General features: G+C 29.9%; 21 protein-coding genes. 11 read left to right on the top strand and 10 right to left on the bottom strand.

The window, feature by feature from the left end; translation table 11 throughout:
- The first annotated feature begins 15 nt into the window (after window positions 1–15).
- The 5 genes from dnaK to ABXT55_RS07490 are packed head-to-tail and all read left to right on the top strand — an operon-like array spanning window position 16 to window position 5,513.
- Entirely contained in the window at window positions 16–1,959 is a 1,944-nt protein-coding gene (gene dnaK / locus ABXT55_RS07510; protein ID WP_415284684.1) for a molecular chaperone DnaK, read from the top strand.
- 32 nt (window positions 1,960–1,991) lie between these two features.
- On the top strand, window positions 1,992–3,116 hold the full coding sequence (dnaJ, locus tag ABXT55_RS07505; protein ID WP_415284683.1) for a molecular chaperone DnaJ: 1,125 nt from the start codon (window positions 1,992–1,994) through the stop codon (window positions 3,114–3,116).
- Between the two features lie 36 nt (window positions 3,117–3,152).
- Window positions 3,153–3,929 (top strand): 4-hydroxy-tetrahydrodipicolinate reductase, encoded by a 777-nt coding sequence (dapB, locus tag ABXT55_RS07500; RefSeq protein WP_415284682.1) that lies wholly within the window; start codon window positions 3,153–3,155, stop codon window positions 3,927–3,929.
- Window positions 3,929–4,582 (top strand): endonuclease III, encoded by a 654-nt coding sequence (nth, locus tag ABXT55_RS07495; protein ID WP_415284681.1) that lies wholly within the window; start codon window positions 3,929–3,931, stop codon window positions 4,580–4,582. Before dapB ends, nth begins: the two co-directional genes overlap by 1 nt.
- A 1-nt stretch (window position 4,583) precedes the next feature.
- Complete coding sequence (locus ABXT55_RS07490; RefSeq protein ID WP_415284680.1) at window positions 4,584–5,513, top strand: adenosine kinase; 930 nt, start codon at window positions 4,584–4,586, stop codon at window positions 5,511–5,513.
- A 6-nt stretch (window positions 5,514–5,519) separates the two neighbouring features.
- On the opposite strand, the gene ABXT55_RS07485 is transcribed toward ABXT55_RS07490, so the two are convergent.
- Window positions 5,520–6,101, bottom strand: a complete 582-nt coding sequence (locus ABXT55_RS07485) for a helix-turn-helix domain-containing protein (RefSeq protein ID WP_415284679.1) — start codon at window positions 6,099–6,101, stop codon at window positions 5,520–5,522.
- 19 nt (window positions 6,102–6,120) lie between these two features.
- Here ABXT55_RS07485 and ABXT55_RS07480 point away from each other — a divergent pair, with 19 nt between their 5' ends.
- The gene (locus tag ABXT55_RS07480) at window positions 6,121–6,609 is read left to right on the top strand and encodes a L,D-transpeptidase family protein (RefSeq protein WP_415284678.1); all 489 of its coding nucleotides are present in this window, start codon (window positions 6,121–6,123) and stop codon (window positions 6,607–6,609) included.
- Here ABXT55_RS07480 and ABXT55_RS07475 read toward each other — a convergent pair.
- The gene (locus ABXT55_RS07475; protein ID WP_415285465.1) at window positions 6,606–7,247 is read right to left on the bottom strand and encodes a YggS family pyridoxal phosphate-dependent enzyme; all 642 of its coding nucleotides are present in this window, start codon (window positions 7,245–7,247) and stop codon (window positions 6,606–6,608) included. The genes ABXT55_RS07480 and ABXT55_RS07475 overlap by 4 nt on opposite strands.
- Between ABXT55_RS07475 and ABXT55_RS07470 the strand changes: the two genes are divergently transcribed.
- The gene (locus ABXT55_RS07470) at window positions 7,242–7,805 is read left to right on the top strand and encodes a thiamine phosphate synthase (RefSeq protein WP_415284677.1); all 564 of its coding nucleotides are present in this window, start codon (window positions 7,242–7,244) and stop codon (window positions 7,803–7,805) included. The two genes, ABXT55_RS07475 and ABXT55_RS07470, sit on opposite strands and share 6 nt — an antisense overlap.
- Before the next feature lie 17 nt (window positions 7,806–7,822).
- Here the strand turns inward: ABXT55_RS07470 and ABXT55_RS07465 are convergent, their stop codons facing one another.
- Entirely contained in the window at window positions 7,823–8,923 is a 1,101-nt protein-coding gene (locus tag ABXT55_RS07465; protein ID WP_415284676.1) for a porin, read from the bottom strand.
- A 144-nt stretch (window positions 8,924–9,067) separates the two neighbouring features.
- Here ABXT55_RS07465 and ABXT55_RS07460 point away from each other — a divergent pair, with 144 nt between their 5' ends.
- From ABXT55_RS07460 to holA, 4 genes are read left to right on the top strand one after another with little or no spacing between them, the layout of a single operon-like run.
- Complete coding sequence (locus ABXT55_RS07460) at window positions 9,068–9,652, top strand: DUF3576 domain-containing protein (protein ID WP_415284675.1); 585 nt, start codon at window positions 9,068–9,070, stop codon at window positions 9,650–9,652.
- Window positions 9,653–9,662: 10 nt separating this feature from the next.
- Entirely contained in the window at window positions 9,663–12,209 is a 2,547-nt protein-coding gene (gene leuS, locus ABXT55_RS07455; protein ID WP_415284674.1) for a leucine--tRNA ligase, read from the top strand.
- Complete coding sequence (locus ABXT55_RS07450) at window positions 12,209–12,664, top strand: hypothetical protein (protein WP_415284673.1); 456 nt, start codon at window positions 12,209–12,211, stop codon at window positions 12,662–12,664. The genes leuS and ABXT55_RS07450 overlap by 1 nt, the downstream gene beginning before the upstream one ends.
- A 17-nt stretch (window positions 12,665–12,681) precedes the next feature.
- Window positions 12,682–13,656 carry a DNA polymerase III subunit delta gene (gene holA / locus ABXT55_RS07445; RefSeq protein WP_415284672.1) on the top strand — a complete coding sequence of 325 codons (975 nt, stop codon included), beginning with the start codon at window positions 12,682–12,684 and terminating at the stop codon, window positions 13,654–13,656.
- Here the strand turns inward: holA and ABXT55_RS07440 are convergent.
- The 7 genes from ABXT55_RS07440 to ABXT55_RS07410 all read right to left on the bottom strand — a co-directional run bounded on the left by ABXT55_RS07440 (window position 13,646) and on the right by ABXT55_RS07410 (window position 20,685).
- Window positions 13,646–14,494 carry a ParB/RepB/Spo0J family partition protein gene (locus ABXT55_RS07440; protein ID WP_415284671.1) on the bottom strand — a complete coding sequence of 283 codons (849 nt, stop codon included), beginning with the start codon at window positions 14,492–14,494 and terminating at the stop codon, window positions 13,646–13,648. The genes holA and ABXT55_RS07440 overlap by 11 nt on opposite strands.
- Window positions 14,494–15,288, bottom strand: coding sequence for a ParA family protein (locus tag ABXT55_RS07435; RefSeq protein ID WP_415284670.1), 795 nt, complete (start codon window positions 15,286–15,288; stop codon window positions 14,494–14,496). The genes ABXT55_RS07440 and ABXT55_RS07435 overlap by 1 nt, the downstream gene beginning before the upstream one ends.
- Window positions 15,289–15,936 carry a 16S rRNA (guanine(527)-N(7))-methyltransferase RsmG gene (locus tag ABXT55_RS07430; RefSeq protein ID WP_415284669.1) on the bottom strand — a complete coding sequence of 216 codons (648 nt, stop codon included), beginning with the start codon at window positions 15,934–15,936 and terminating at the stop codon, window positions 15,289–15,291.
- The gene (gene mnmG / locus ABXT55_RS07425; RefSeq protein ID WP_415284668.1) at window positions 15,936–17,807 is read right to left on the bottom strand and encodes a tRNA uridine-5-carboxymethylaminomethyl(34) synthesis enzyme MnmG; all 1,872 of its coding nucleotides are present in this window, start codon (window positions 17,805–17,807) and stop codon (window positions 15,936–15,938) included. Before mnmG ends, ABXT55_RS07430 begins: the two co-directional genes overlap by 1 nt.
- A 250-nt stretch (window positions 17,808–18,057) precedes the next feature.
- Entirely contained in the window at window positions 18,058–19,389 is a 1,332-nt protein-coding gene (gene mnmE / locus ABXT55_RS07420) for a tRNA uridine-5-carboxymethylaminomethyl(34) synthesis GTPase MnmE (RefSeq protein WP_415284667.1), read from the bottom strand.
- Window positions 19,386–19,805, bottom strand: coding sequence for a hypothetical protein (locus tag ABXT55_RS07415; protein ID WP_415284666.1), 420 nt, complete (start codon window positions 19,803–19,805; stop codon window positions 19,386–19,388). Before ABXT55_RS07415 ends, mnmE begins: the two co-directional genes overlap by 4 nt.
- The gene (locus ABXT55_RS07410) at window positions 19,795–20,685 is read right to left on the bottom strand and encodes a hypothetical protein (RefSeq protein ID WP_415284665.1); all 891 of its coding nucleotides are present in this window, start codon (window positions 20,683–20,685) and stop codon (window positions 19,795–19,797) included. Before ABXT55_RS07410 ends, ABXT55_RS07415 begins: the two co-directional genes overlap by 11 nt.
- Between the last annotated feature and the right edge of the window lie 3 nt (window positions 20,686–20,688).

Below are 20,688 nucleotides of genomic sequence, written 5' to 3'. Positions count from 1 at the left end.
GAAAGGAATTAAGTTATGAGCAAAATTATTGGAATAGATTTAGGTACAACAAACTCATGCGTTTCTATAATGGAAGGTAGCCAGCCTAAAGTTTTAGAAAATGCAGAAGGCGCAAGAACAACTCCTTCAGTTGTAGCATTCACTGAAGATGGTGAAAAGCTTGTAGGTCAACCCGCAAAGAGACAGGCTGTAACTAATCCTGAAAACACTATTTTTGCAGTTAAAAGATTAATTGGAAGAAGTTTTGAAGATCCGACTGTAAAAAAAGATATTGCTGCAGCCCCTTTTAAAATTGTTAACTCAGAAAAAGGAGATGCATGGATTGAAGCAAGAGGGGAAAAATATTCTCCATCACAAATTTCTGCTTTCATTCTTCAAAAGATGAAAGAAACAGCTGAAAAATATTTAGGTCAAGAAGTAACTAAAGCTGTTATTACAGTCCCTGCATATTTTAATGACGCTCAAAGACAAGCAACTAAAGACGCAGGTAAAATTGCAGGCCTTGAAGTTTTAAGAATCATCAATGAACCTACTGCTGCCTCACTAGCATATGGTCTGGATAAAAAACAAAACAAAAAAATCGCAGTTTATGATTTGGGTGGTGGAACTTTTGATGTTTCTATTCTTGAATTAGGTGATGGCGTATTTGAGGTTAAATCTACAAATGGTGATACATTTTTAGGTGGTGAAGACTTTGATAACGCTATAGTAGATTACTTAATTGGTGAGTTTAAAAAAGATAGTAGCATTGATTTAAAAACTGACAAACTAGCTCTTCAAAGATTAAAGGAAGCTGCTGAAAAAGCGAAAATTGAACTATCTTCTGCTGAGCAAACTGATGTTAATTTACCATTTATAACTGCAGACAAAACGGGTCCAAAACATATTAATTTAAAAATGACTAGAGCAAAATTGGAAGCTTTAGTTGAGGATTTAATTTCAAAAACTATACCTCCATGCAAAACTGCTCTTAAGGATGCGGGTCTTACTGCAAATGAAATTGACGAAATTGTAATGGTTGGAGGAATGACAAGAATGCCTAAAGTTTTAGCCGAAGTTAAAAACTTTTTTGGTAAAGAACCAAACAAAAGTGTAAACCCTGATGAAGTAGTTGCAATGGGCGCTGCGATTCAAGCTGGTGTTCTTCAAGGTGATGTTAAAGATGTACTTCTATTGGATGTAACTCCTCTTTCACTTGGAATTGAAACACTAGGTGGTGTATCAACAAAATTAATTGAAAAAAATACAACGATACCAACTAAAAAAAGCCAAGTATTTTCTACAGCTGATGATAATCAACCTGCAGTATCAATAAGAGTACTGCAAGGTGAAAGAGAAATGGCTTCAGATAATAAAATGTTAGGAAATTTTGAATTGGTAGGTATTGCACCAGCACCAAGAGGTGTTCCTCAAATTGAAGTAACTTTTGATATTGATGCTAATGGAATTGTTAGTGTCTCTGCAAAAGACAAGGGCACTGGCAAAGAGCAAAAAATTCAAATCCAAGCTTCAGGTGGCTTAAGTGACGAAGAAATTGAAAAAATGGTTAAAGATGCTGAGGCAAATAAAGAAGAGGATAAAAAGAAAAGAGAATCTGTAGATGTTAGAAATCAAGCAGATACTCTTTTGCACTCAACTGAAAAAAATCTAAAAGAGCATGGAGCAAAAGTTTCTGATGCAGATAAAAAAGTAATCGAAGATGCTTCAACTGATTTAAAAGAAGCTATAAAAGGAACTGATACTGAAGATATCAAGAAAAAAACTGAAACTTTAGTTCAAGCCTCTATGAAGTTGGGTGAGGCAATTTATAAATCTCAAGAAAAAAAAGAAGGCTCATCTAAAGATGATAATAAAAATGATGAAGGAAAAAAAGATGATAATGTAGTTGATGCTGACTTTGAAGAAGTTAAAGAAGAAAGTAAAGAAGACAAGGAAGATAATAAAGAAAAAAGCGCTTAAGTCTTACAACAACAATCATCTTAAAGTAACTTATGGCTAAAAGAGATTTTTATGACGTCTTGGGTGTTAGCAAAAGTGCAAGTCCTGAAGAATTAAAATCAGCCTATAGAAAGTTAGCAGTAAAATATCACCCAGATAAAAATCCAGGTGACAAAACATCTGAAGATAAATTTAAGGAAGCCGGTGAAGCATATGGCGTCCTTTCAGATCAAGAGAAGAAACAAAACTATGATAACTTTGGTCACGCCGCTTTTGAAGGTGGAGGTGGAGGAAGACAAGGAGGAGGTTTTGGTGGTGCTGATTTTTCAGATATTTTTGAAGACTTTTTTGGGGATTTTGGTGGAGGAGGAAGATCAAGAGGAAGAAAAAGCACGAACAATAGAGGCTCTGATTTAAGATATGATTTATCAGTTTCTCTTGAAGAAGCTTATGAAGGTAAAAAACAAGACATTAAATTTTCAACTACTGAAAAATGTAACACCTGTAAGGGTAATGGATCTAAGCCTGGTCACTCGCCTGATAGATGTACAGTTTGTGGTGGAAACGGCAAAGTAAGATCAAATCAAGGTTTCTTTACTGTACAACAAACTTGTCCTCAATGTGCAGGGTCTGGGGAAGAAATTACAAATCCATGTAATGATTGTAACGGTCAAGGTAACAAGCAAGCTTCAAAAAAAATATCGGTAACAATACCAAAAGGTGTGGATGATGGAACACGAATAAGATTAGCTGGTAAAGGTGAGGCTGGTACTAAAGGTGGAGCAAGTGGTGATTTATATTTATTTGTAAATGTTCATTCTCACGACTTATTTAAAAGATCAGATGAAAATTTATTTTTTGAATTTCCGATATCTATTGCAGATGCAGCTTTGGGTACTACAATAGAAATACCTACAATTGATGGTGGTAGAGCAAAAATAAAAATACCTGATGGAACTCAAAATGGTAAACAGTTTCGATTAAAGGGGAAAGGAATGCCTTACATGCGTGGTAGTGGAAATGGAGATCTTTATGTCCAAGTAAATACTGAGGTTCCCATCTCTTTAAACAAAGAACAAAAAGAGTTGCTTGAAAAATTTAGAAAAATAGAAAACGAAAAATCAAACCCAAGCATTAAACAATTCTTTCAAAAAGCTAAAAGTTTTTGGAAAAACTAAAGACTAATTTGTTAAAAAAGGTTAATATTTTCCTAAATGAAAAAAATTAATTTAGCAATATCAGGTTGTCTTGGTAGAATGGGTCAACAGCTAATTAAGTCATCTAAGACAAGTAAAAGTTTTAAGTTGGTAGCACTTACTGAAAGCAAAGTTTTTAATAAAAAAATCGCAGGAGTAAAACTCAACTTGAACACTGATGAGGCTTTTAAAAATACTGATGTTATAATAGATTTTACGATACCTAATTGTACACTTGATATACTTAAAATTGCCTCTAAATTAAAAAAAAGAGTAATAATTGGAACTACTGGCTTTAGTAAAAAAGAAGAAGCCGTAATTAAAAATTTTTCAAAAAAAATCCCAATACTAAAAGCGGGTAATATGAGCTTAGGCGTTAACCTATTAATGTATTTAACAGAGATTGCTTCAAAAGCTCTAAATGATGATTACTTAAGTAAAGTATTTGAGGTTCATCATAAATATAAAAAAGATTACCCATCAGGAACTGCTTTAATGCTTGGAAAAGGGATTGCAGATGGAGGAAATAAAAATTTTTATAATTTAATAGGTAAAAAATTTTTAAATAAAAAAATTTTCCCTTATGGAAAAAAAATTAATTTTAATTCAATTAGGAAAGGTGAAATTATTGGAGAACATGAGGTTGCCTTTTCAAATGGAAAAGAAATAATAAAACTAAATCATGAAGCATTCGATAGAGCTCTTTACTCTGATGGTGCTTTAACTGCTGCAAAATGGCTTATCAATAAAAAACCTGGTCTTTATTCAATGAGAGATTTATTGAATTTCAAATAATGAATGAAAAAGAAAAAGCCAAAAAGATACTAAAAATTTTAAACAAAATTTACCCTACAACCCCTATCCCATTAGATCATACTAATAATTTCACTCTATTGATGTCAGTTCTTTTATCAGCCCAATGCACTGATCTAAATGTTAACAATGTAACTAAAAAAATATATCCAAAATACAATAAACCTGAACATTTTGTTAAATTAGGCAGAAAAAGAATTGAAAAATTGATTAAAAGTATCGGTCTTTTTCGTGTTAAAGCAAAAAGTGTTTACTTAATGTCTAAGCTGCTTTTAGAAAAACATGGAGGTAAAATACCTAAAAGTTTTGAAGCGCTTGAAAAGCTGCCTGGTGTAGGCCATAAAACAGCAAGTGTGGTCATGTCTCAAGGTTTTGGTATTCCAGCTTTTGCAGTCGACACACATATACATAGATTGGCCCAAAGATGGGGTTTAACAAATGGTAAGAATGTTATTCAAACTGAAAAGGATTTGAAAAGAATATTTCCAGAAAAAACATGGAGCAAACTACATTTACAAATAATTTATTATGGAAGAGAATTCTGTAAAGCAAGAGAGTGTTATGGTTTGACTTGTAAAATTTGTATGACTTGTTATCCTAATAGAAAAAATCCAATTAAGATAAAAAAAGCTTAATATGAAAGTACTAGGAATTGGTAATGCAATTGTTGATGTTATATGCAAGGTTGATGACCAGTACCTGATAGATAATGAATTAGCAAAAAGCACTATGAAACTTGTTGATGAACTTGAGTTTCAAAAACTTTTAACAACTCTTAAAATTGAAGAAACTATCTCAGGAGGATCTGTTGCAAATTCTATTGTTGGACTATCTCAGCTAGGAAATGATGTTGGCTTTATAGGTAAAGTTAATGATGACGAACTAGGCCAAAAATATCAGGAAGGACTTACTAAAGAAAAGGTTCAATATTTTTATAATAAAGAAAAAGAAACCTCACCAACTGGGACTTGCTTAATTTTAATCACGCCTGATGCAGAAAGAACTATGGTTACCTTTCTAGGAATTGCAGGCAAAATCAACCGAAATGATATTAATGAGAAAGCTGTAAAAGAAAGTGAAATGATTTTTTTAGAAGGCTATCTATGGGATGAAGGAGAGCCAAAATTAGCTTTTGATAAATCAATGTCACTTTCCAATATTAAAGCAATGTCTCTATCAGATCAATTTTGCGTAGAAAGACATAAAAATGATTTTCTAAATTTGATCAAAAATAAACTTGATATTACCTTTGCTAACGAACAAGAAATTAAATCATTAATAGATGCTAAAAATTTTGATGATGTTATAGAATTTGGAAAACAACTAGGAAAACTTTTAATTATTACACGTGGTGAAAAAGGAAGTATCGCTATTAAAAATCAAGAAATTGTAGAATGTCAAAGTAAACCCAATTTAAAGATTGTGGACTTAACTGGAGCGGGAGATCTTTTTGCAGCAGGTTTTCTTCATGGATTTATTAATAACACCACAATTAAAGAGAGCCTCGAAAAAGGAACTGAGATGTCCTCAAAAATAATCCAAAAGGTTGGTGCAAGACTAAGTTAAACTAACTTACTCAATAAAATAGCCATTTTTGTGACTCATAATAAATTTTTCATCCTTAAATAAATCACTTATTTTTTTTCTTAATCTATAAATATGTGTTTCAACAGTATGCGTTTCCATGTTTGCAGAATAACCCCATATATTTTTTTGTAAATCAGCAATATCGTGTTTAGTTTTTGTATTATTTAAATATAAAATAATTTCAATTTCTTTTTCAGTTAATTTAAGATCTAAATCATTTTTAGAAAAAAATTTAGAATTGATATTTAATACATAGCCGTTGATATTAATTTTTGATTGGTGGTTAAATTTTAATTTCATTAATTTGATATTAACTAACTGAAGAAGTTTGGTTAAAACAAGGGGTAAATCATTAAGATTTAGGATATTTTTTTCCATAATTTTATTATCTAATAATAATTTATTATTATTTTTAAGGATTATTAAAGAATTTATTATATCTAAATCAGAGTTATTTATAAGATCAACCTCATTTTCAAATTTTACAATCTTAAAAGACAAATTTTCTTTAATCTCATCTAAGATTTCATATAATGAGTTGAAGTTTACAATAAAAACTTTTTGCATAATCTTATTAGTAATATCTATGATAATTCATGTCCCAAATAAAAACACTCTTATAATTGATGAATATAAATTAAAATGCTGTATCGGAAAAAAAGGCTTAAATTCTAACAAAAAAGAAGGGGACTTCACAACGCCTATGGGCTTATTCCATCTAAAAAAATTATATTATAGAAAAGATCGTGTTGGTACTCCAGAATGCAGAATAGCTAAAAAAATTATCAAAAGAGATATGGCTTGGTGTGATGATCCTAACCATAAAAAATATAACCAAGAAATTAAGGTAAATAGTAAAAATCTAAAAGAAAATTTCCATAGAAAAGATCAAAGGTACGATTATATAATCACAATCAGCCATAATGAGAAAAAAATTCCAGGTAATGGAAGTGCTGTATTTATACATTTAACTGATGATTACACACCAACAGCAGGGTGCATTGCTTTAAGACGGAAAGATTTTGAAATATTACTAAAATTAATAAATGAAAAAACTAAGATTAAAATAGGTTAACCTCTGCTACCAAAAATTTTTGATCCAACCCTTATAAATGTTGCATTATTTTGAATTGCCTCTAAATAATCTGAGGACATGCCCATGCTTAATTCTTTAAAATTCGATTCTTGATTTATTTTATTCATCTCAGCAAAATATTTTTTTGGGTTTTGATCAACTGGTGGAATGCACATGGTACCAATAATATCCAAATTCAAGTTTTTGCAAAATTTATAAAATTCATCTAATTTTTCTTTACTTAAGCCAGATTTTTGGTCTTCATCACCAATGTTAACCTGTATAAAAATCTTAGGTTTTTTTTCTTGTTTTATTTGTTCCTCAGAAATTTTAATCGCTAATTTTTCACTATCTAGTGAATGGATATAATCAAATATTCCTAGTGCCAACTTAACTTTATTGGTTTGAAGTTTACCTATTAAATGAAGTTTAATACTTTTATTTTCATTTTTTATATTTGTCCATTTATCTAAGGCTTCTTTAACTTTATTTTCTCCATAATCAATATGGCCAAACTCTATTAGTGGTAAGATTTTTTCTATAGGAAACGTTTTTGATACAGCGATAATTTTTATATTATCATTTTTTAACTGTATTTCTTTTTTAATTGAGACTAAATTATTAACAGTATTATGAATCATTTAAGTAATATTTATTATTTTATCAAAGACTTTAACAGTAATGAAATATTAAATTTAGATAAAAATATTAATATCATCTTTAGAAACTATGATTTAATCAACAAAAAACCTATTCTTACTAAACTGAGTGCATTCTGTAAAAAAAATAGGCGCAAACTATTTGTTGCTAATGATTATAAACTCGCCTTCAATCTTGGTTTAGATGGCTTATACATTCCCGCCTTTAATAAAAATTTAAATTTTCAAAACCTTAATGTAAAATCTAATTTTCGCTTAATTGGGTCTGCACACCATATAGTTGATTTGAAAATTAAAAAACTTCAAGGGTGTAAGCAAATATTTGTCTCTCCTATATTTAAAAATAAGAAAAGTAATTTTTTTTTGGGTATTAATAAATTTAATTTAATTAATTTAAATAATGACGTTAAATTAATTGCGCTTGGTGGAATAAATAATTTTAACTTAAAAAGATTAAAGCTTACTAAGGCTCTAGGTTTTGCCTCTATAACTTGGATAAAAAAAAACCAGCCTAAAAAAATTAGGCTGGTTTTATAATTTAATAACTTAACTAATTAAAACGCGAAAGCTAAAGTTATGTGAGTATTCTCAACATTTCTAGCACTTGCTGCTGCTGCCAACGCGTAGTTGTCAGTATCAGTTTGCTGAATAGTTAGAGCCATTCCACCAGCTGAGTAAGCTGCTGTGAATGATTTAATATCTCTAGTTGTTTCTGGCGTTACAGCTACTGCTAAAGCGTTAGAGTTTGTTCCTTTAGTCTCGCTAATTTCACCGTAACCTAATGATAAATTATCATTTACGTTGAAAGCAATCGACATAGCATCACCATCGTAGTCGGCACTAGACTTTACGCCACCGGCAGCACCTGTACCAATACCATTATCTAGGTAGTACTGTTGGTAACCAACTGAAACGGGTCCCATTGTGTACAGCACATAACCAGTAATGTTTTCTTTATCACCAGCTTTACCTTGACCAGATATAACTTCTCTACCAGCACCTACAGTAACTCCCATGTCTGAAGTAAGTTTAACTACTGCACCAGTTCCTGAACCAGCACCAGCAGCACCTTTATCAGTTACAGCGTCATGATCATCACTAGCATTTCCTGCTGCTGGATCATAGTCAAGTCCAAATGATAAGCCGAAGCCCGCTACATCAAAAGAAGGTGACTTGTAAGTTACAGCACCTTCAGCAGTTGCTCTACCAAAACCTTGTAGAACTGAACCACCTGCTTGATCAAAAGCTTCTTCTTTAACTCTTGGAGTCATGTCATCAATACCATTAGCTGCAGTACCAAATTGTTGAGCGAAAACAACTGTACCCAAAGATCCCATTCCCAATGTTAATTGAGAAGAAGATAGAGTGTTAGCTCTTCCGTCATCTAATGCTGCAAAAGTTTTAACAGTAAAACCATTTTCAAGTTCTCCTGAACCAGTAAATGAAATTCCAGTGTCTACACCAATTGCTTGTCCTCCAGGACCTTGAGCACCAGCTGCTGCTGATGCTGTTGAAGATGAAGTGTAAGATACAGATGTATTACCTGAAACTGACATTTCAATTGCATTGGCAGATACAGCTACTAGCGAACCAGCTAGAGCAGTAAGACCAATTTTTTTTAAATTATTCATATTTTCTCCTATTTGTTTATTCATGAATGATGCCTTTTTAAATAATTCTCCAAAAAACTCCTTCTTTATAAAGAATTTTTTGTAATTAAATCATTATTGTTGTAAAAATATCACATATTATCATTTTAGGTTGGATTTTAAGGACTTTTGGGCTACATACTTAACAAAATGTTCTTATCTAAAACTGTTAAAACAACCTTATTCTTTGTGAGTTTTTTGCTCATTTTTTTGAATATGTCTGGTTGTGGATTATATAAGAGATCAGATATTAAAGATAACCCAGTTAATGTAAAAGACCGAGCAAGAAAGAATGTTGCTGAAGGGAAAAGCTTTTCTCTTTCAAACATCGGTAAAGGCGGCAGTGGTAATTTTGAATTTGCAAGCTCTAATCCCATGTGGAGAGCATCTCTAGAAATGCTTGATTTTACACCTTTGTCTAATGTCGATTATTCTGGAGGGATTATAATTACAGATTGGTTTGATAACGAAAATGATGAAAATAGTAATTTAAAAATAAGCATCAAATTTTTAACCAATGAAATAAGGGCTGATGGTTTGGCTGTTTCTATTTTTGAAAAAAAGTGTGCTAATAATGTTTGTAAAACTCGTAAACTTGAAAACAATGTATCAATTGATATTAAAAAAACTATTTTGAAAAAAGCTGCTTTATTAGTTAAAAATAAAAAAATTAAAAATTCAAAAGAATATTTTAAAAAAAATACCGATTTATCAGAGTCAGATAAAAACTTTTAAAACAAAAATTTTGAGTAGATACAACTTTAAAATTGTTGAAAAAAAATGGCAACTTTTCTGGGATAAAAATAAATATTTTGAGGCCAAAAAAAATTTAAATCAAAAAAAATTTTATTGCCTTGAGATGTTTCCATACCCATCTGGGAAAATTCACATGGGACATGTTAGAAACTATACCATTGGTGATGTTCTTGCACGGTTCAAGGCTATGCAAGGGTATAATGTTTTACACCCAATGGGATGGGACTCTTTTGGTATGCCTGCTGAAAACGCCGCAAAACAAAATAATTTAGATCCTAAAGAGTGGACTGAGAAAAATATTTCAACCATGAGAACTCAATTAAAAAAATTGGGACTTTCAATTGATTGGACTAAAGAAATTTCTACGTGTTCCCCCGAATACTACAAACATCAGCAAATATTTTTTTTAGAACTTTACGATAAAGGTCTTGTTTATAGAAAAGAAAACTATGTTAACTGGGATCCTGTTGACAAAACGGTACTTGCAAATGAACAGGTGATAGATGGTAAGGGTTGGCGTTCTGGCGCTATGGTGGAGAGAAAAAAACTTAACCAATGGTTTTTTAATATTTCAAAGTTTTCTGACGAACTTCTCTTAGGTTTAGAAGGTCTCACAGAGTGGCCCAACAAAGTGAAAACAATGCAAAAAAATTGGATCGGCAAGTCGTTTGGTTGTGAAATTGATTTTAAGATCGAAGGCAATAATGAGGTTGAGTATATAAAATGTTTTACCACAAGACCTGACACTCTTTTTGGTATTTCATTTTTAGCACTATCTGTAGACCACCCAATTGCTAAATTTTATGAACACAAAGAAGAGTTTAATAAATTTAAAAAAGATTGTTCTACAACTGGTACAACCGAGGAATCTATTGCACAGGCAGAAAAAATTGGATTTAAAACAGATTTAGTAGCACTTAACCCGTTTGATAAAAATATAAAAGTGCCAGTTTATTTTGCAAATTTTGTCTTAATGGATTACGGTTTTGGTGCTGTATTTGGCTGTCCAGCTCACGATCAAAGAGATCTTGATTTTGCTTTGAAATATAATCTTGATATAAAAACAGTTGTTAAACCTAAAGGTGAAAATGATACTTTTAAAGTAGAAAAAAAAGCATACACAGATTCTGGTGTTATTTTTAACTCTAAGTTTTTAAACAACTTAAAAGTTCCTGAAGAGTCTATTTTAGAAGCAATAAAAGTTTTGGAAGAAAAAAAAATAGGTAAAAAAAAAATTAACTTTAGATTAAAAGATTGGGGCATATCTAGACAAAGATACTGGGGGTGCCCTATACCAATAGCTTATAATAAAAATAATCAAATTGTAAAAATACCAAAAGAAAACCTACCTCTTAAACTTCCTGAAAATATCAATTTAAACACAACTGGAAACCCCTTAGATCATCAACATGATTGGAAAAAAATTACAATCGATGGAGATGAGTGCACTATAGAAACAGATACACTAGATACTTTTGTTGATTCTTCATGGTATTTTTTAAGATTTTGTTCTTCTAATAATGCAAGCTCCGCATTTGATATTGATGACTTAAATTACTGGATGCCTGTGGACCAATACATTGGAGGTGTAGAGCATGCCATCCTCCATCTTTTATATTCAAGATTTTTTATGCGTGCACTAAGTTATAAAAATGAAAAAATTAACATTGAAGAACCTTTTAAAGGCTTATTTACCCAAGGAATGGTTTGTCACCCTACCTATAAAAACCAAAAAAATAATTGGCTAAGCCCTGAGGAGGTTTTTTCAGACGATGGTAAAAATTACTATAATAAAAGTGACCCATCAGAAAAAGTAATTGTTGGCACGACTGAATCAATGTCTAAATCAAAAAAGAATACAATTGATCCAGAAAAAATTATTGCAGAATATGGGGCTGATGCTGTCAGGCTATTTATTCTATCAGATAGTCCTCCTGAAAAAGACGTACAGTGGTCAGATCAAGGTATTAATGCCTCCTACAAATTTATTCAAAAATTTTGGGAACTACATGCAGCTATTAAGTCTAGAATAAAATTAGAAGAAGGCAATAAAAACTTAATTTTTAATGATGAAGTTGAAGAGTTTACTAATCAACAAATAAATAAAATAAATATAAATTTAGAAAAATTTAGATATAATGTGATAGTAGCAAATTTACACGAAATATATAATTTCTTTAATAAGATAAGTGATAAAAATTATAAAAATTTAGTTAATAACTATATAAAAATTTTAAAAGTTATGTCTCCACTGGTTCCTCATTTAGCATTTGAATGTTTAAATGAGATAAGTAAGAAAGAAAATTTTTTATGGCCAGAAATTAATCAAAAGTATCTAAAGAATAAACATTTCAATATAGTGGTACAAATAAATGGTAAAAAGAGAGCTCTTTTTGAAAGCCAAGATAGTTTTGAAGAAAATGACCTGATTGAAAAGATAAAAAAAACAGAAGAATTGACGAAATTCTTAGAAAATAAAAAAATTGTAAAAAGCATTTTTATAAAAGATAAGTTAATAAATTTAATTATAAAATAATGAAGAAAAAAATAATTTTGATATGTTGTCTATTTTTTTTAACAAGTTGTGGATATAGCCCATTATATTCAGGTAAAAAATCTTCCGACATATTAATAAATAAAGTTGAAACTGTTGGTGAAAAAAAAATTAACCGTCAAATTTTATCTTTATTATCATTAGATGAGGTGGGTGAGTTAGAAAATTCATATGTATTAAATATTAATACAAAAAAAAATAAGCGTATTGTTTCAAAAGATAAACAAGGAAATGCATCCGTTTATAATTTAAATTTGGAAATTAATATATCTTTGAATAAAGATAATCAAAAGGTTACAAAAACTTTTATTTCTGATTTTTCATATAACACCCAAAAAAATAAATTTGAATTATCTAGAGAAGAAAATAAAATCTTAAATAATTTAGTTGAATCTATGGTGCAGAAAATAATTTTATTTATTAATACACAGAAATGATTCTTAAGTCGTTTGAATTGAACAAATTAAAAACAGCTAATTATAAATTTTATCTTCTTTACGGTAATAATGAGGGTCTAAAAGGAGAAACTATAAAGAACTTATTTGAAAAAAATTACCTAGATAAAATTCATAGATACGAAGAGAAAGAAATATTAGACAATATAATTAACTTTTTTAATTCTATTCTTACAAAATCATTTTTTGACAGTGAAAAATTAATTATAGTAAACAGAGCTACTGATAAAATTGTTCCTATTATAGAGGAATTGATAGAAAAAGATCCAAAAGATATTCAATTTATTATAAATTCTAAAAATCTTGAAAAAAAATCCAATTTAAGAAAACTTTTTGAAAAAGAAAAATCTATTATTTGTATTCCATTTTATGAAGACAACAATCAAACTCTAAATTCCATAATTAGCCAATTTTTTAGAAATAAAAAAATTCCAATTTCTCAACAACTAATAAATATTTTAATTGAAAGAAGCAGGGGTGATAGAAAAAATTTAAATAATGAATTAGAAAAAATAGAAAATTTTTCTTTAAACAAAAAAAACATTACTCATCATGAAATAATTAAACTGACAAATCTTGCTGATAATTATAGTGCATCGGAACTTATTGATCATTCGTTGGCTAAAAATACTAGAAAAACTGTTACTATTTTGAATGAAAATAACTATTCTGATGAAGATAATATAATAGTCATTAGAACATTGTTAGCTAAACTAAAAAGACTGCTTAAAATATGTGAATTAGTTGATGAAAAAAACAACATTGATCAGGCAATTTCTTCCTTTAAACCAACAATTTTTTGGAAAGATAAGCCACTGGTAACCCAACAAATAAAGTCTTGGAAAAAAGAAGAATTAAAAAATTTAATATATGAAAGTAATGAAATTGAACTTTTGATTAAAAAAAACTCATCAATAGCAAAAAATATTTTATCTGACTTTATAATTAATAATTCAAAAAAAATTAATAATTAGATTTTATAATTTCAATTATTTTATTTAACTGGGTGAGATCTTTATACTCAAGTATTAGAGATCCAGTATTATTATTTTTATTTTTAATTAAAACATTCAGTCCAATTTTTTCACGAATTGAATTCTCTAAAGCTTGTAGATTAATATCTTTGATTTTTTTGGAAGATTGTTTTTTTATTTTAAAAATTTTTACAAAATTTTCTGATTGTCTAACAGAAAGATTTTTTTCAATTATTTTGTTTGCAACAAATGCTGAATTATGAAGACCAACTAAAATTTTTGCATGTCCCGGTGTTAGTTTTTTTGTTTCAATCAATTTTAGTACTTCCTCAGGAAGCCCAAGTAATCTTAAAAAATTTGCTATGTGACTTCTACTTTTTCCAATAAATTTCGCTACCTTTTCTTGATCATAAGAGAATTCGTCAATAAGTCTTTGATAACCACGCGCCTCTTCTACTGCATTAAGGTCATTTCTTTGAACGTTTTCAATAATAGCAAATTCAAGAGATTTAAGGTCATCTGCATTTGTTATAACAACAGGAACTTCATGTAGTCCAGCTTTTTGGGCAGCTAACCATCTTCTCTCTCCTGCAATTATTTCGTATTTAGAGTTATTAACAGATGACTTTCTAACAATTATCGGTTGGATAATGCCCCTTTCTTTTATAGAATTTGTTAAGTCTTTTAGATTTTCTTCATCAAAAATTTTTCTAGGTTGAAATTTGTTGCTTACTAAATCGCTTATGGATAATTTATTAAAATCTTTTTCATTTTTTGTTTCACCTATCAATGATGATAGTCCTCTGCCTAGCCCTTTCTTTATTTTATTTTTATCCATTATGCTGTGCCCCCCTTTATTTGTTCTTGATTAATAAATTCATCTGTAAAGTTAAAATATGATTTACTACCGGGACAAGATTTATCATAAATTAGAACTGGCATGCCGTGCGATGGGGCCTCCGACAGTCTGACATTTCTTGGTATCACTGTTAGATAAACTTTTTTATTAAAATAGTCTCTTGCTTCTTTTTCTACTTGTGTAGATAGCTTATTTCTTTTATCAAACATTGTTAAAAGTATTCCTCTAATTTTTAATTCAGGATTTAAATTAACTTTTATTCTTTCTATGGTTTTCATTAACTGAGTTAATCCTTCTAAAGCAAAAAATTCAGCCTGAAGTGGCACTAACAATGAATGAGAAGACACTAAGGCCATGACTGTAAGCAAACTTAGTGATGGTGGACAGTCTATAAGCACATAGTCATAGGTTGCTCTAGAATTGTTTAAATAAGTGGTTAATTCGCGTTTTAAAATGAAGGCTCTCATGCTATCTTCAGCTGTTTCGACCTCAAGACCAGATAAATCTACATTTGAAGTAACTATATCTAAATTTTTGAACTCTGTTTTTCTTATCACATCAGAAATTGTCTTTGTTCCATTCAACACTCCGTAAATAGTGTCAGTCGAATTTTCTAAATTGGATAATCCAAGTCCTGTAGTAGCATTTCCTTGTGGATCAAGGTCGATTACTAAAATTTTTTTCTCTAGTTGGGCTAAACCTGCTGCAAGATTAATTACAGTTGTTGTTTTTCCAACCCCACCCTTTTGATTTATTACAGAAATAATTTGCATTTATTTATTTAATTTTTTTTTAATATTTTTTATATTTAATAAAAATGAATCTTCACTTGTAATACTTTTTTTCTTTTCAAAATCAAAATCCCAATTTATTAAAGTTTCTTCTAAAATTTTTTCACCATTTTTTCCCATGAAAACAATTAAATTTTTGTAACTACTAAAATTTTTATCAATTAAATCTAAAATTATTGGCAGAGGTTTAAAAGCTCTTGCCATTATTGTACCTGCCTCTAAATTTTGTGCTTCAAAAATATTTTCTTGAATGACTTCGGTGTTTAATTTTAAATCTCTAGATACTTTTCTTAAAAAAGAGCTTTTATGGTGACTTTTTTCATATAGGTGGACTCTAATAAAATTTTTCACATTTTTGATCATAATTGATATGATTATGCCCGGCATTCCACCTCCTGACCCTAAATCTACTATTATATCACTATTTAAATCAACAAATTCAATGATTTGTGCAGAATCAACTATATGACGTTCTCTAATTACTTCATTATTTGCTGTTTTTTTGCTTATTATATTAATTTCGTTATTTCTTTGCTGTAGCATTGACACAAATATCTCAAAATCAATAAATGTTTCACGTGGAACATTTTGCCCTTTTAGTATTGGATATTTTTTAAAAATTTCTTCCATTAAGCTATAAGCTTAATAGACTTTCTTTTTACATGTGACAACAAAATATATACGGCAGCTGGGGTTATTCCATCAATTCGTAGTGCTTGTCCCATAGTTTTTGGTTTTATTTGTTTAAATTTAGCTTTAACTTCATTTGATAGCCCAGAAAGTTCATCATAATTGACTTTTTCAGGTATAACTAAATTTTCGTCTCTTTTAAAAGCTAATATGTCAGCCTTTTGTTTCTTAAGATAGCCTCTGTAATGAGCATTAATTTCAATTTGCTCATCTATTTTTTCATCAAAATAAGGAATTTCAGGCCAAATTTCTCTTATTTTTTTCATGTCAACACCTTTTTGAGTTAATATTTCATTAGATTTTCTTAAAATACCATCTTTTGCAATTTTAATATCAAATTTCTTAATTTTAGTTGGAGATATAAAAGATTCAGACATTATTTTAGATATTATCACTAATTTGTGTTCTTTGTCTTTGAAAAGATCCTCTCTTTCTTTTGATATTAATCCAACTTCAATTCCTTTGTTTGTTAATCTTTGGTCAGCGTTATCTGCTCTTAAACTTAGTCTATATTCAGCTCTTGAGGTAAACATTCTATAAGGCTCGGCAACGCCCTTTGTTACTAAATCATCTATCATAACTCCAATGTAGGCATCTGATCTATCCAAAATAAATGGCTCTTCTTTCTTAAAAGATAAAGCTGCATTAATTCCAGCTATTAAACCTTGAGCAGCGGCTTCCTCATATCCAGTCGTACCATTTATCTGTCCTGCAAGGTATAAGTTTTGAATTTTTTTAGTCTCAAGAGTTAAAAAGAGTTCTCTAGGGTCAATATAGTCATATTCTATTGCATAACCTGGTCTTATTATCTGAACACTCTCTAAGCCTTTAATATTGTTACATATTTCTTGCTGAACATCCTCGGGTAAAGAAGTAGATATTCCATTAGGGTATATTGTGTGGTCATTAAGACCTTCTGGCTCTAAATATATCTGGTGTCGGTCCTTATCTGCAAACTTTACTATCTTATCCTCAATTGAAGGACAATATCTTGGACCAACGCCCTGTATGCTTCCTGAGTACATGGCACTTCTTTTTAAGTTTTTTTGAATTATCTTATGAACCTTTTCATTCGTATAGGTCATACGACATGAAACTTGTTTGTTTAAATTTTTTTTAGTTAAGAATGAAAAAAAATAAGGATCATCATCTGCAAACTGTTCTTCTAAATTCTCATACTTAATTGTTCTAGCATCGAGCCTTGGAGGTGTACCCGTCTTAAGTCTACCTATTTTGAAATCATACTTTTCAAGTTGCTCACTTAATCCGGTTGAGGGCTTCTCATCAAACCTGCCAGCAGGTGTTCTCTCATCACCAATATGTATCAAACCATTCAAAAATGTGCCTGTTGTTAAGATTAGCTTACCACATAAAATTTTTTTACCTGACTTTGTTTCAAAACCACTTATAGTGTTTTTATTAAAAATAAATTTTATTACAGGATCAGAAAAAACACTTAAATTACAGTAGTTTAACAATTTTTCTTGCATATATTTACGATACAATGATCTGTCTGATTGTGTTCTGGGTCCTTGAACTGCAGGCCCTCTACTTCTGTTTAATAATCTAAATTGTATACCTGATTTATCTGCAACCTCACCCATCACACCATCCAACGCATCAATCTCTCTAACAAGGTGTCCTTTACCAAGGCCTCCTATTGCTGGGTTACAAGACATCTCACCAATAGTCTCAATTTTATGAGTGAATAGGGCAGTGTTAACTCCAAGACGTGCGGAAGCTGCAGCGGCTTCGCAGCCAGCATGTCCACCTCCAATTACAATCACATCAAATGACAAGTCATTTTTCATAACTTAAATTTATAACTGATCAATTTTTTTACAAGATGAGAGTCAAAACTAATTAAATTATTTTAAATATATTTATGATCTTAAAAATCAATAAAAATGTCTATAAATTTCTTAAATAAGCTATGATTATCAACGATAAGTGACCTAAATGGCTCAAAAACTCTCAAAAAACACAAGTTTTGAGTTAAATTGAGATATGTTGATAGTATTAGCTTATTTAAGGAAAAAATAATTTTAATATTGGTATTGTTTATTTTCCAATACAAAAATCATTAAAGATACTTCCTAATATCTCTTCAACATCTACTTTTCCAACTATCATTCCTAAATGTTGAGTTGCTAATCGAAGATCTTCTGCAGCTTTATCAAAATCTTCTACTTCATTTTTTTCTTCAAAGTTTTTCAAATAATTTAAACTTTGTTCAAGGTGTTGCCTATGTCTTTCACGAGTAATTAAAATATCCTCACTTGTGATAAATTTATTTTTTAATTTATTTTTGATTTTTAAAATTAAATCTTCTACGTTAAGATTGTTTTTTACTGAAATTAAAACATGTTCAAAAGATTTTATATCAGGACTTAAATCTTCTTTTAAAAGATCAGATTTATTAACCACAAGTATTGCATTTTCATCCATGAATTCTTTTAAAACTCCTTTAAAATCAATGCTTTTAGCGTCTATAACGATCAGCTTTAGATCTGCATTTTTAGCCTTATCAAGTGCTAATTTTATTCCTTTTTTTTCAATCTCATTATTTGATTCCCTTATTCCTGCAGTATCGGATACCACAACTGGATAGCCATCAATATTTAAATGTGTCTCAATTACATCTCTTGTTGTTCCAGCAATCTCGGACACGATAGCGGCATCACGATTTGCAAGATAATTTAATAAACTAGATTTTCCAGCATTAGCAGGTCCTATGATTGCAATTTTAAAACCCTCACGAATTCTTTCACCAACTTTTTGATCATCTAAAATTTTTTTAATATTTAAGATTACTTCTCCAGAATTGATTTTAATATTTTTCAAAATATTTTGCGGTAATTCTTCATCTGGAAAATCTATTTTAGCCTCAACGTGTGATAATATTTTTAAAAGTTTTTCTCGCAAGGCATTAAATCTGTCTGCTGATTTTCCATTCATAATTTTTATTGCTTGTTGTCTTTGGATTTCAGTTTCAGCAGAAATTAAATCAGCAATACTTTCTGCTTTGAGTAAATTTATTTTCCCATTTTGAAATGCAAGTTTTGTAAACTCGCCTGGTTCAGCCAAACGACAATTTTCTACTTGTGAAATAGAGGTGTGTAGAGCTTCAATTACAGCTTTGCTACCATGTACATGGAATTCAGCCATATCTTCACCTGTGTAGCTCTTTGGCCCAGGAAACCATAATATTATCCCCTCATCTATAAGCTCAGAAGTGTCTATTTTATTGAGCTTTCTAAGGGTAGCTACTCTTGGTCCTGGTAAAGGCTTGCCTGTGAGCAATCGCACTACTTTTGAAGTTTCAGAGCCTGAAACTCTTATTATTGCAACACCAGAAATGCCTGGGCCTGTCGAAAGCGCGTAAATTGTCATAGTTTATTTTTTAATCTAATTCCTGGCATAATTTTTTCTAAGTATAAAAGAAAACTTGTTGGGTTTTTATTTTTCATAGTTGTTTCTAAAATGTCTACAAGCTCTAAATTTTTAATTTTCTTAAACATCGATATTAAAAATAAATATCTTTCTTCTATTAACTTATTACTACTATTCTCATAACTATGTTTTTTTAAAACTGCTTCTGTATTATCGACTTTAAGCGAGAGAAGTGCGGCGTCTATTGCAAGATATGTTCTTTTTGATTTGATCAAAAGTAATGACATCAAGAATAAATAATCTGGATGAAGAAAAAAAGAACTTCTTAATTTTATTAGAAGCTTATTTGCTTCATTCAATTCATCATTTTTTATCAAATTATAAGCATTATTAAACTCAGAATTGTTAAACATCATTGATCCTTAGAAATTCCTTTTTTAATGATTCTTTATGTCCTATCCACCAAGAGTTAATATTATTTGAAAGCTTATTTAGTTCGTCTTTTCTATTAATGTGGTTTTTAATAAAATCAAAGGATTCCACCCAACTTGTAATTTTAGGAAATGGGTTGTTAGGTAAAAAATCTTCAAAAAAATTATGTGGGTTTTCAACGATTGGAATGGAACCACATTCTAAAGTCTCATATAGTCTATAAGTTTCAGGGTGAAAATAGCCGTGTGGAACTAATGTGAAAATGCTATTATTCATTACTTTGTAGTATTCATTTGTATCAAGTGAATTTTTTCCAGCAAAATCTCCAGTCAAATTTGTAAAGTGGGGATTTAAGTCTGTATGTTTATTTAACAGATCGTACCTACTAGACCCATGTGTTGTCCCCATAAAATTCCAGATATATTTTTTATCACTAATGTCCACTTTAGTCTTGGGTACAGATGATTTATAGCCAATCGGAATACATGAAATATTTTTTATATTTCTAAAACTTGGTAAATAAAACGTTCTCCAAACATGCTCACAAAGAGAATAAACCAAATCCTTTTTTTCTGAACCACCCTCATCACCAAGATGTACTAGATAGATTCTTTTCACTTTATTACTAAGTTCAAAATAGAAAGACTCTTTTAACCCAACCATATTATCAACTACAATAATATCTTCATTTTTATTTAAATTTTCCAAACTATGAATTTGTTCTATTTGTATTCCAGATAATAAATTTAATATCCAAGAAGATGAATTTTTAAAATGATAATTGCCCCAAAAAATAATTCTTTCTTCTGCAATATTTGTAGCAATATCTGGGAGATTTCTATTGGTATTCCACAAAAGTTTCATATA

This window comes from Candidatus Pelagibacter sp. Uisw_130, assembly GCF_047722505.1.
Taxonomy (GTDB): Bacteria; Pseudomonadota; Alphaproteobacteria; order Pelagibacterales; family Pelagibacteraceae; genus Pelagibacter.
The sequence above is the reverse complement of the archived record's forward strand: the minus strand, read 5'-3'. Positions and strand labels throughout refer to the sequence as shown.

What these genes read in the sequence shown, in the direction of transcription:
- dnaK (WP_415284684.1), top strand. Translation starts at nt 16, where the DNA reads ATGAGCAAAATTATTGGAATAGATTTAGGTACAACAAACTCATGCGTT.
- dnaJ (WP_415284683.1), top strand. Translation starts at nt 1,992, where the DNA reads ATGGCTAAAAGAGATTTTTATGACGTCTTGGGTGTTAGCAAAAGTGCA.
- dapB (WP_415284682.1), top strand. Translation starts at nt 3,153, where the DNA reads ATGAAAAAAATTAATTTAGCAATATCAGGTTGTCTTGGTAGAATGGGT.
- nth (WP_415284681.1), top strand. Translation starts at nt 3,929, where the DNA reads ATGAATGAAAAAGAAAAAGCCAAAAAGATACTAAAAATTTTAAACAAA.
- ABXT55_RS07490 (WP_415284680.1), top strand. Translation starts at nt 4,584, where the DNA reads ATGAAAGTACTAGGAATTGGTAATGCAATTGTTGATGTTATATGCAAG.
- ABXT55_RS07485 (WP_415284679.1), bottom strand. Translation starts at nt 6,101, where the DNA reads ATGCAAAAAGTTTTTATTGTAAACTTCAACTCATTATATGAAATCTTA.
- ABXT55_RS07480 (WP_415284678.1), top strand. Translation starts at nt 6,121, where the DNA reads ATGATAATTCATGTCCCAAATAAAAACACTCTTATAATTGATGAATAT.
- ABXT55_RS07470 (WP_415284677.1), top strand. Translation starts at nt 7,242, where the DNA reads ATGAATCATTTAAGTAATATTTATTATTTTATCAAAGACTTTAACAGT.
- ABXT55_RS07465 (WP_415284676.1), bottom strand. Translation starts at nt 8,923, where the DNA reads ATGAATAAACAAATAGGAGAAAATATGAATAATTTAAAAAAAATTGGT.
- ABXT55_RS07460 (WP_415284675.1), top strand. Translation starts at nt 9,068, where the DNA reads ATGTTCTTATCTAAAACTGTTAAAACAACCTTATTCTTTGTGAGTTTT.
- ABXT55_RS07450 (WP_415284673.1), top strand. Translation starts at nt 12,209, where the DNA reads ATGAAGAAAAAAATAATTTTGATATGTTGTCTATTTTTTTTAACAAGT.
- ABXT55_RS07440 (WP_415284671.1), bottom strand. Translation starts at nt 14,494, where the DNA reads ATGGATAAAAATAAAATAAAGAAAGGGCTAGGCAGAGGACTATCATCA.
- ABXT55_RS07435 (WP_415284670.1), bottom strand. Translation starts at nt 15,288, where the DNA reads ATGCAAATTATTTCTGTAATAAATCAAAAGGGTGGGGTTGGAAAAACA.
- ABXT55_RS07430 (WP_415284669.1), bottom strand. Translation starts at nt 15,936, where the DNA reads ATGGAAGAAATTTTTAAAAAATATCCAATACTAAAAGGGCAAAATGTT.
- mnmG (WP_415284668.1), bottom strand. Translation starts at nt 17,807, where the DNA reads ATGAAAAATGACTTGTCATTTGATGTGATTGTAATTGGAGGTGGACAT.
- mnmE (WP_415284667.1), bottom strand. Translation starts at nt 19,389, where the DNA reads ATGACAATTTACGCGCTTTCGACAGGCCCAGGCATTTCTGGTGTTGCA.
- ABXT55_RS07415 (WP_415284666.1), bottom strand. Translation starts at nt 19,805, where the DNA reads ATGATGTTTAACAATTCTGAGTTTAATAATGCTTATAATTTGATAAAA.
- ABXT55_RS07410 (WP_415284665.1), bottom strand. Translation starts at nt 20,685, where the DNA reads ATGAAACTTTTGTGGAATACCAATAGAAATCTCCCAGATATTGCTACA.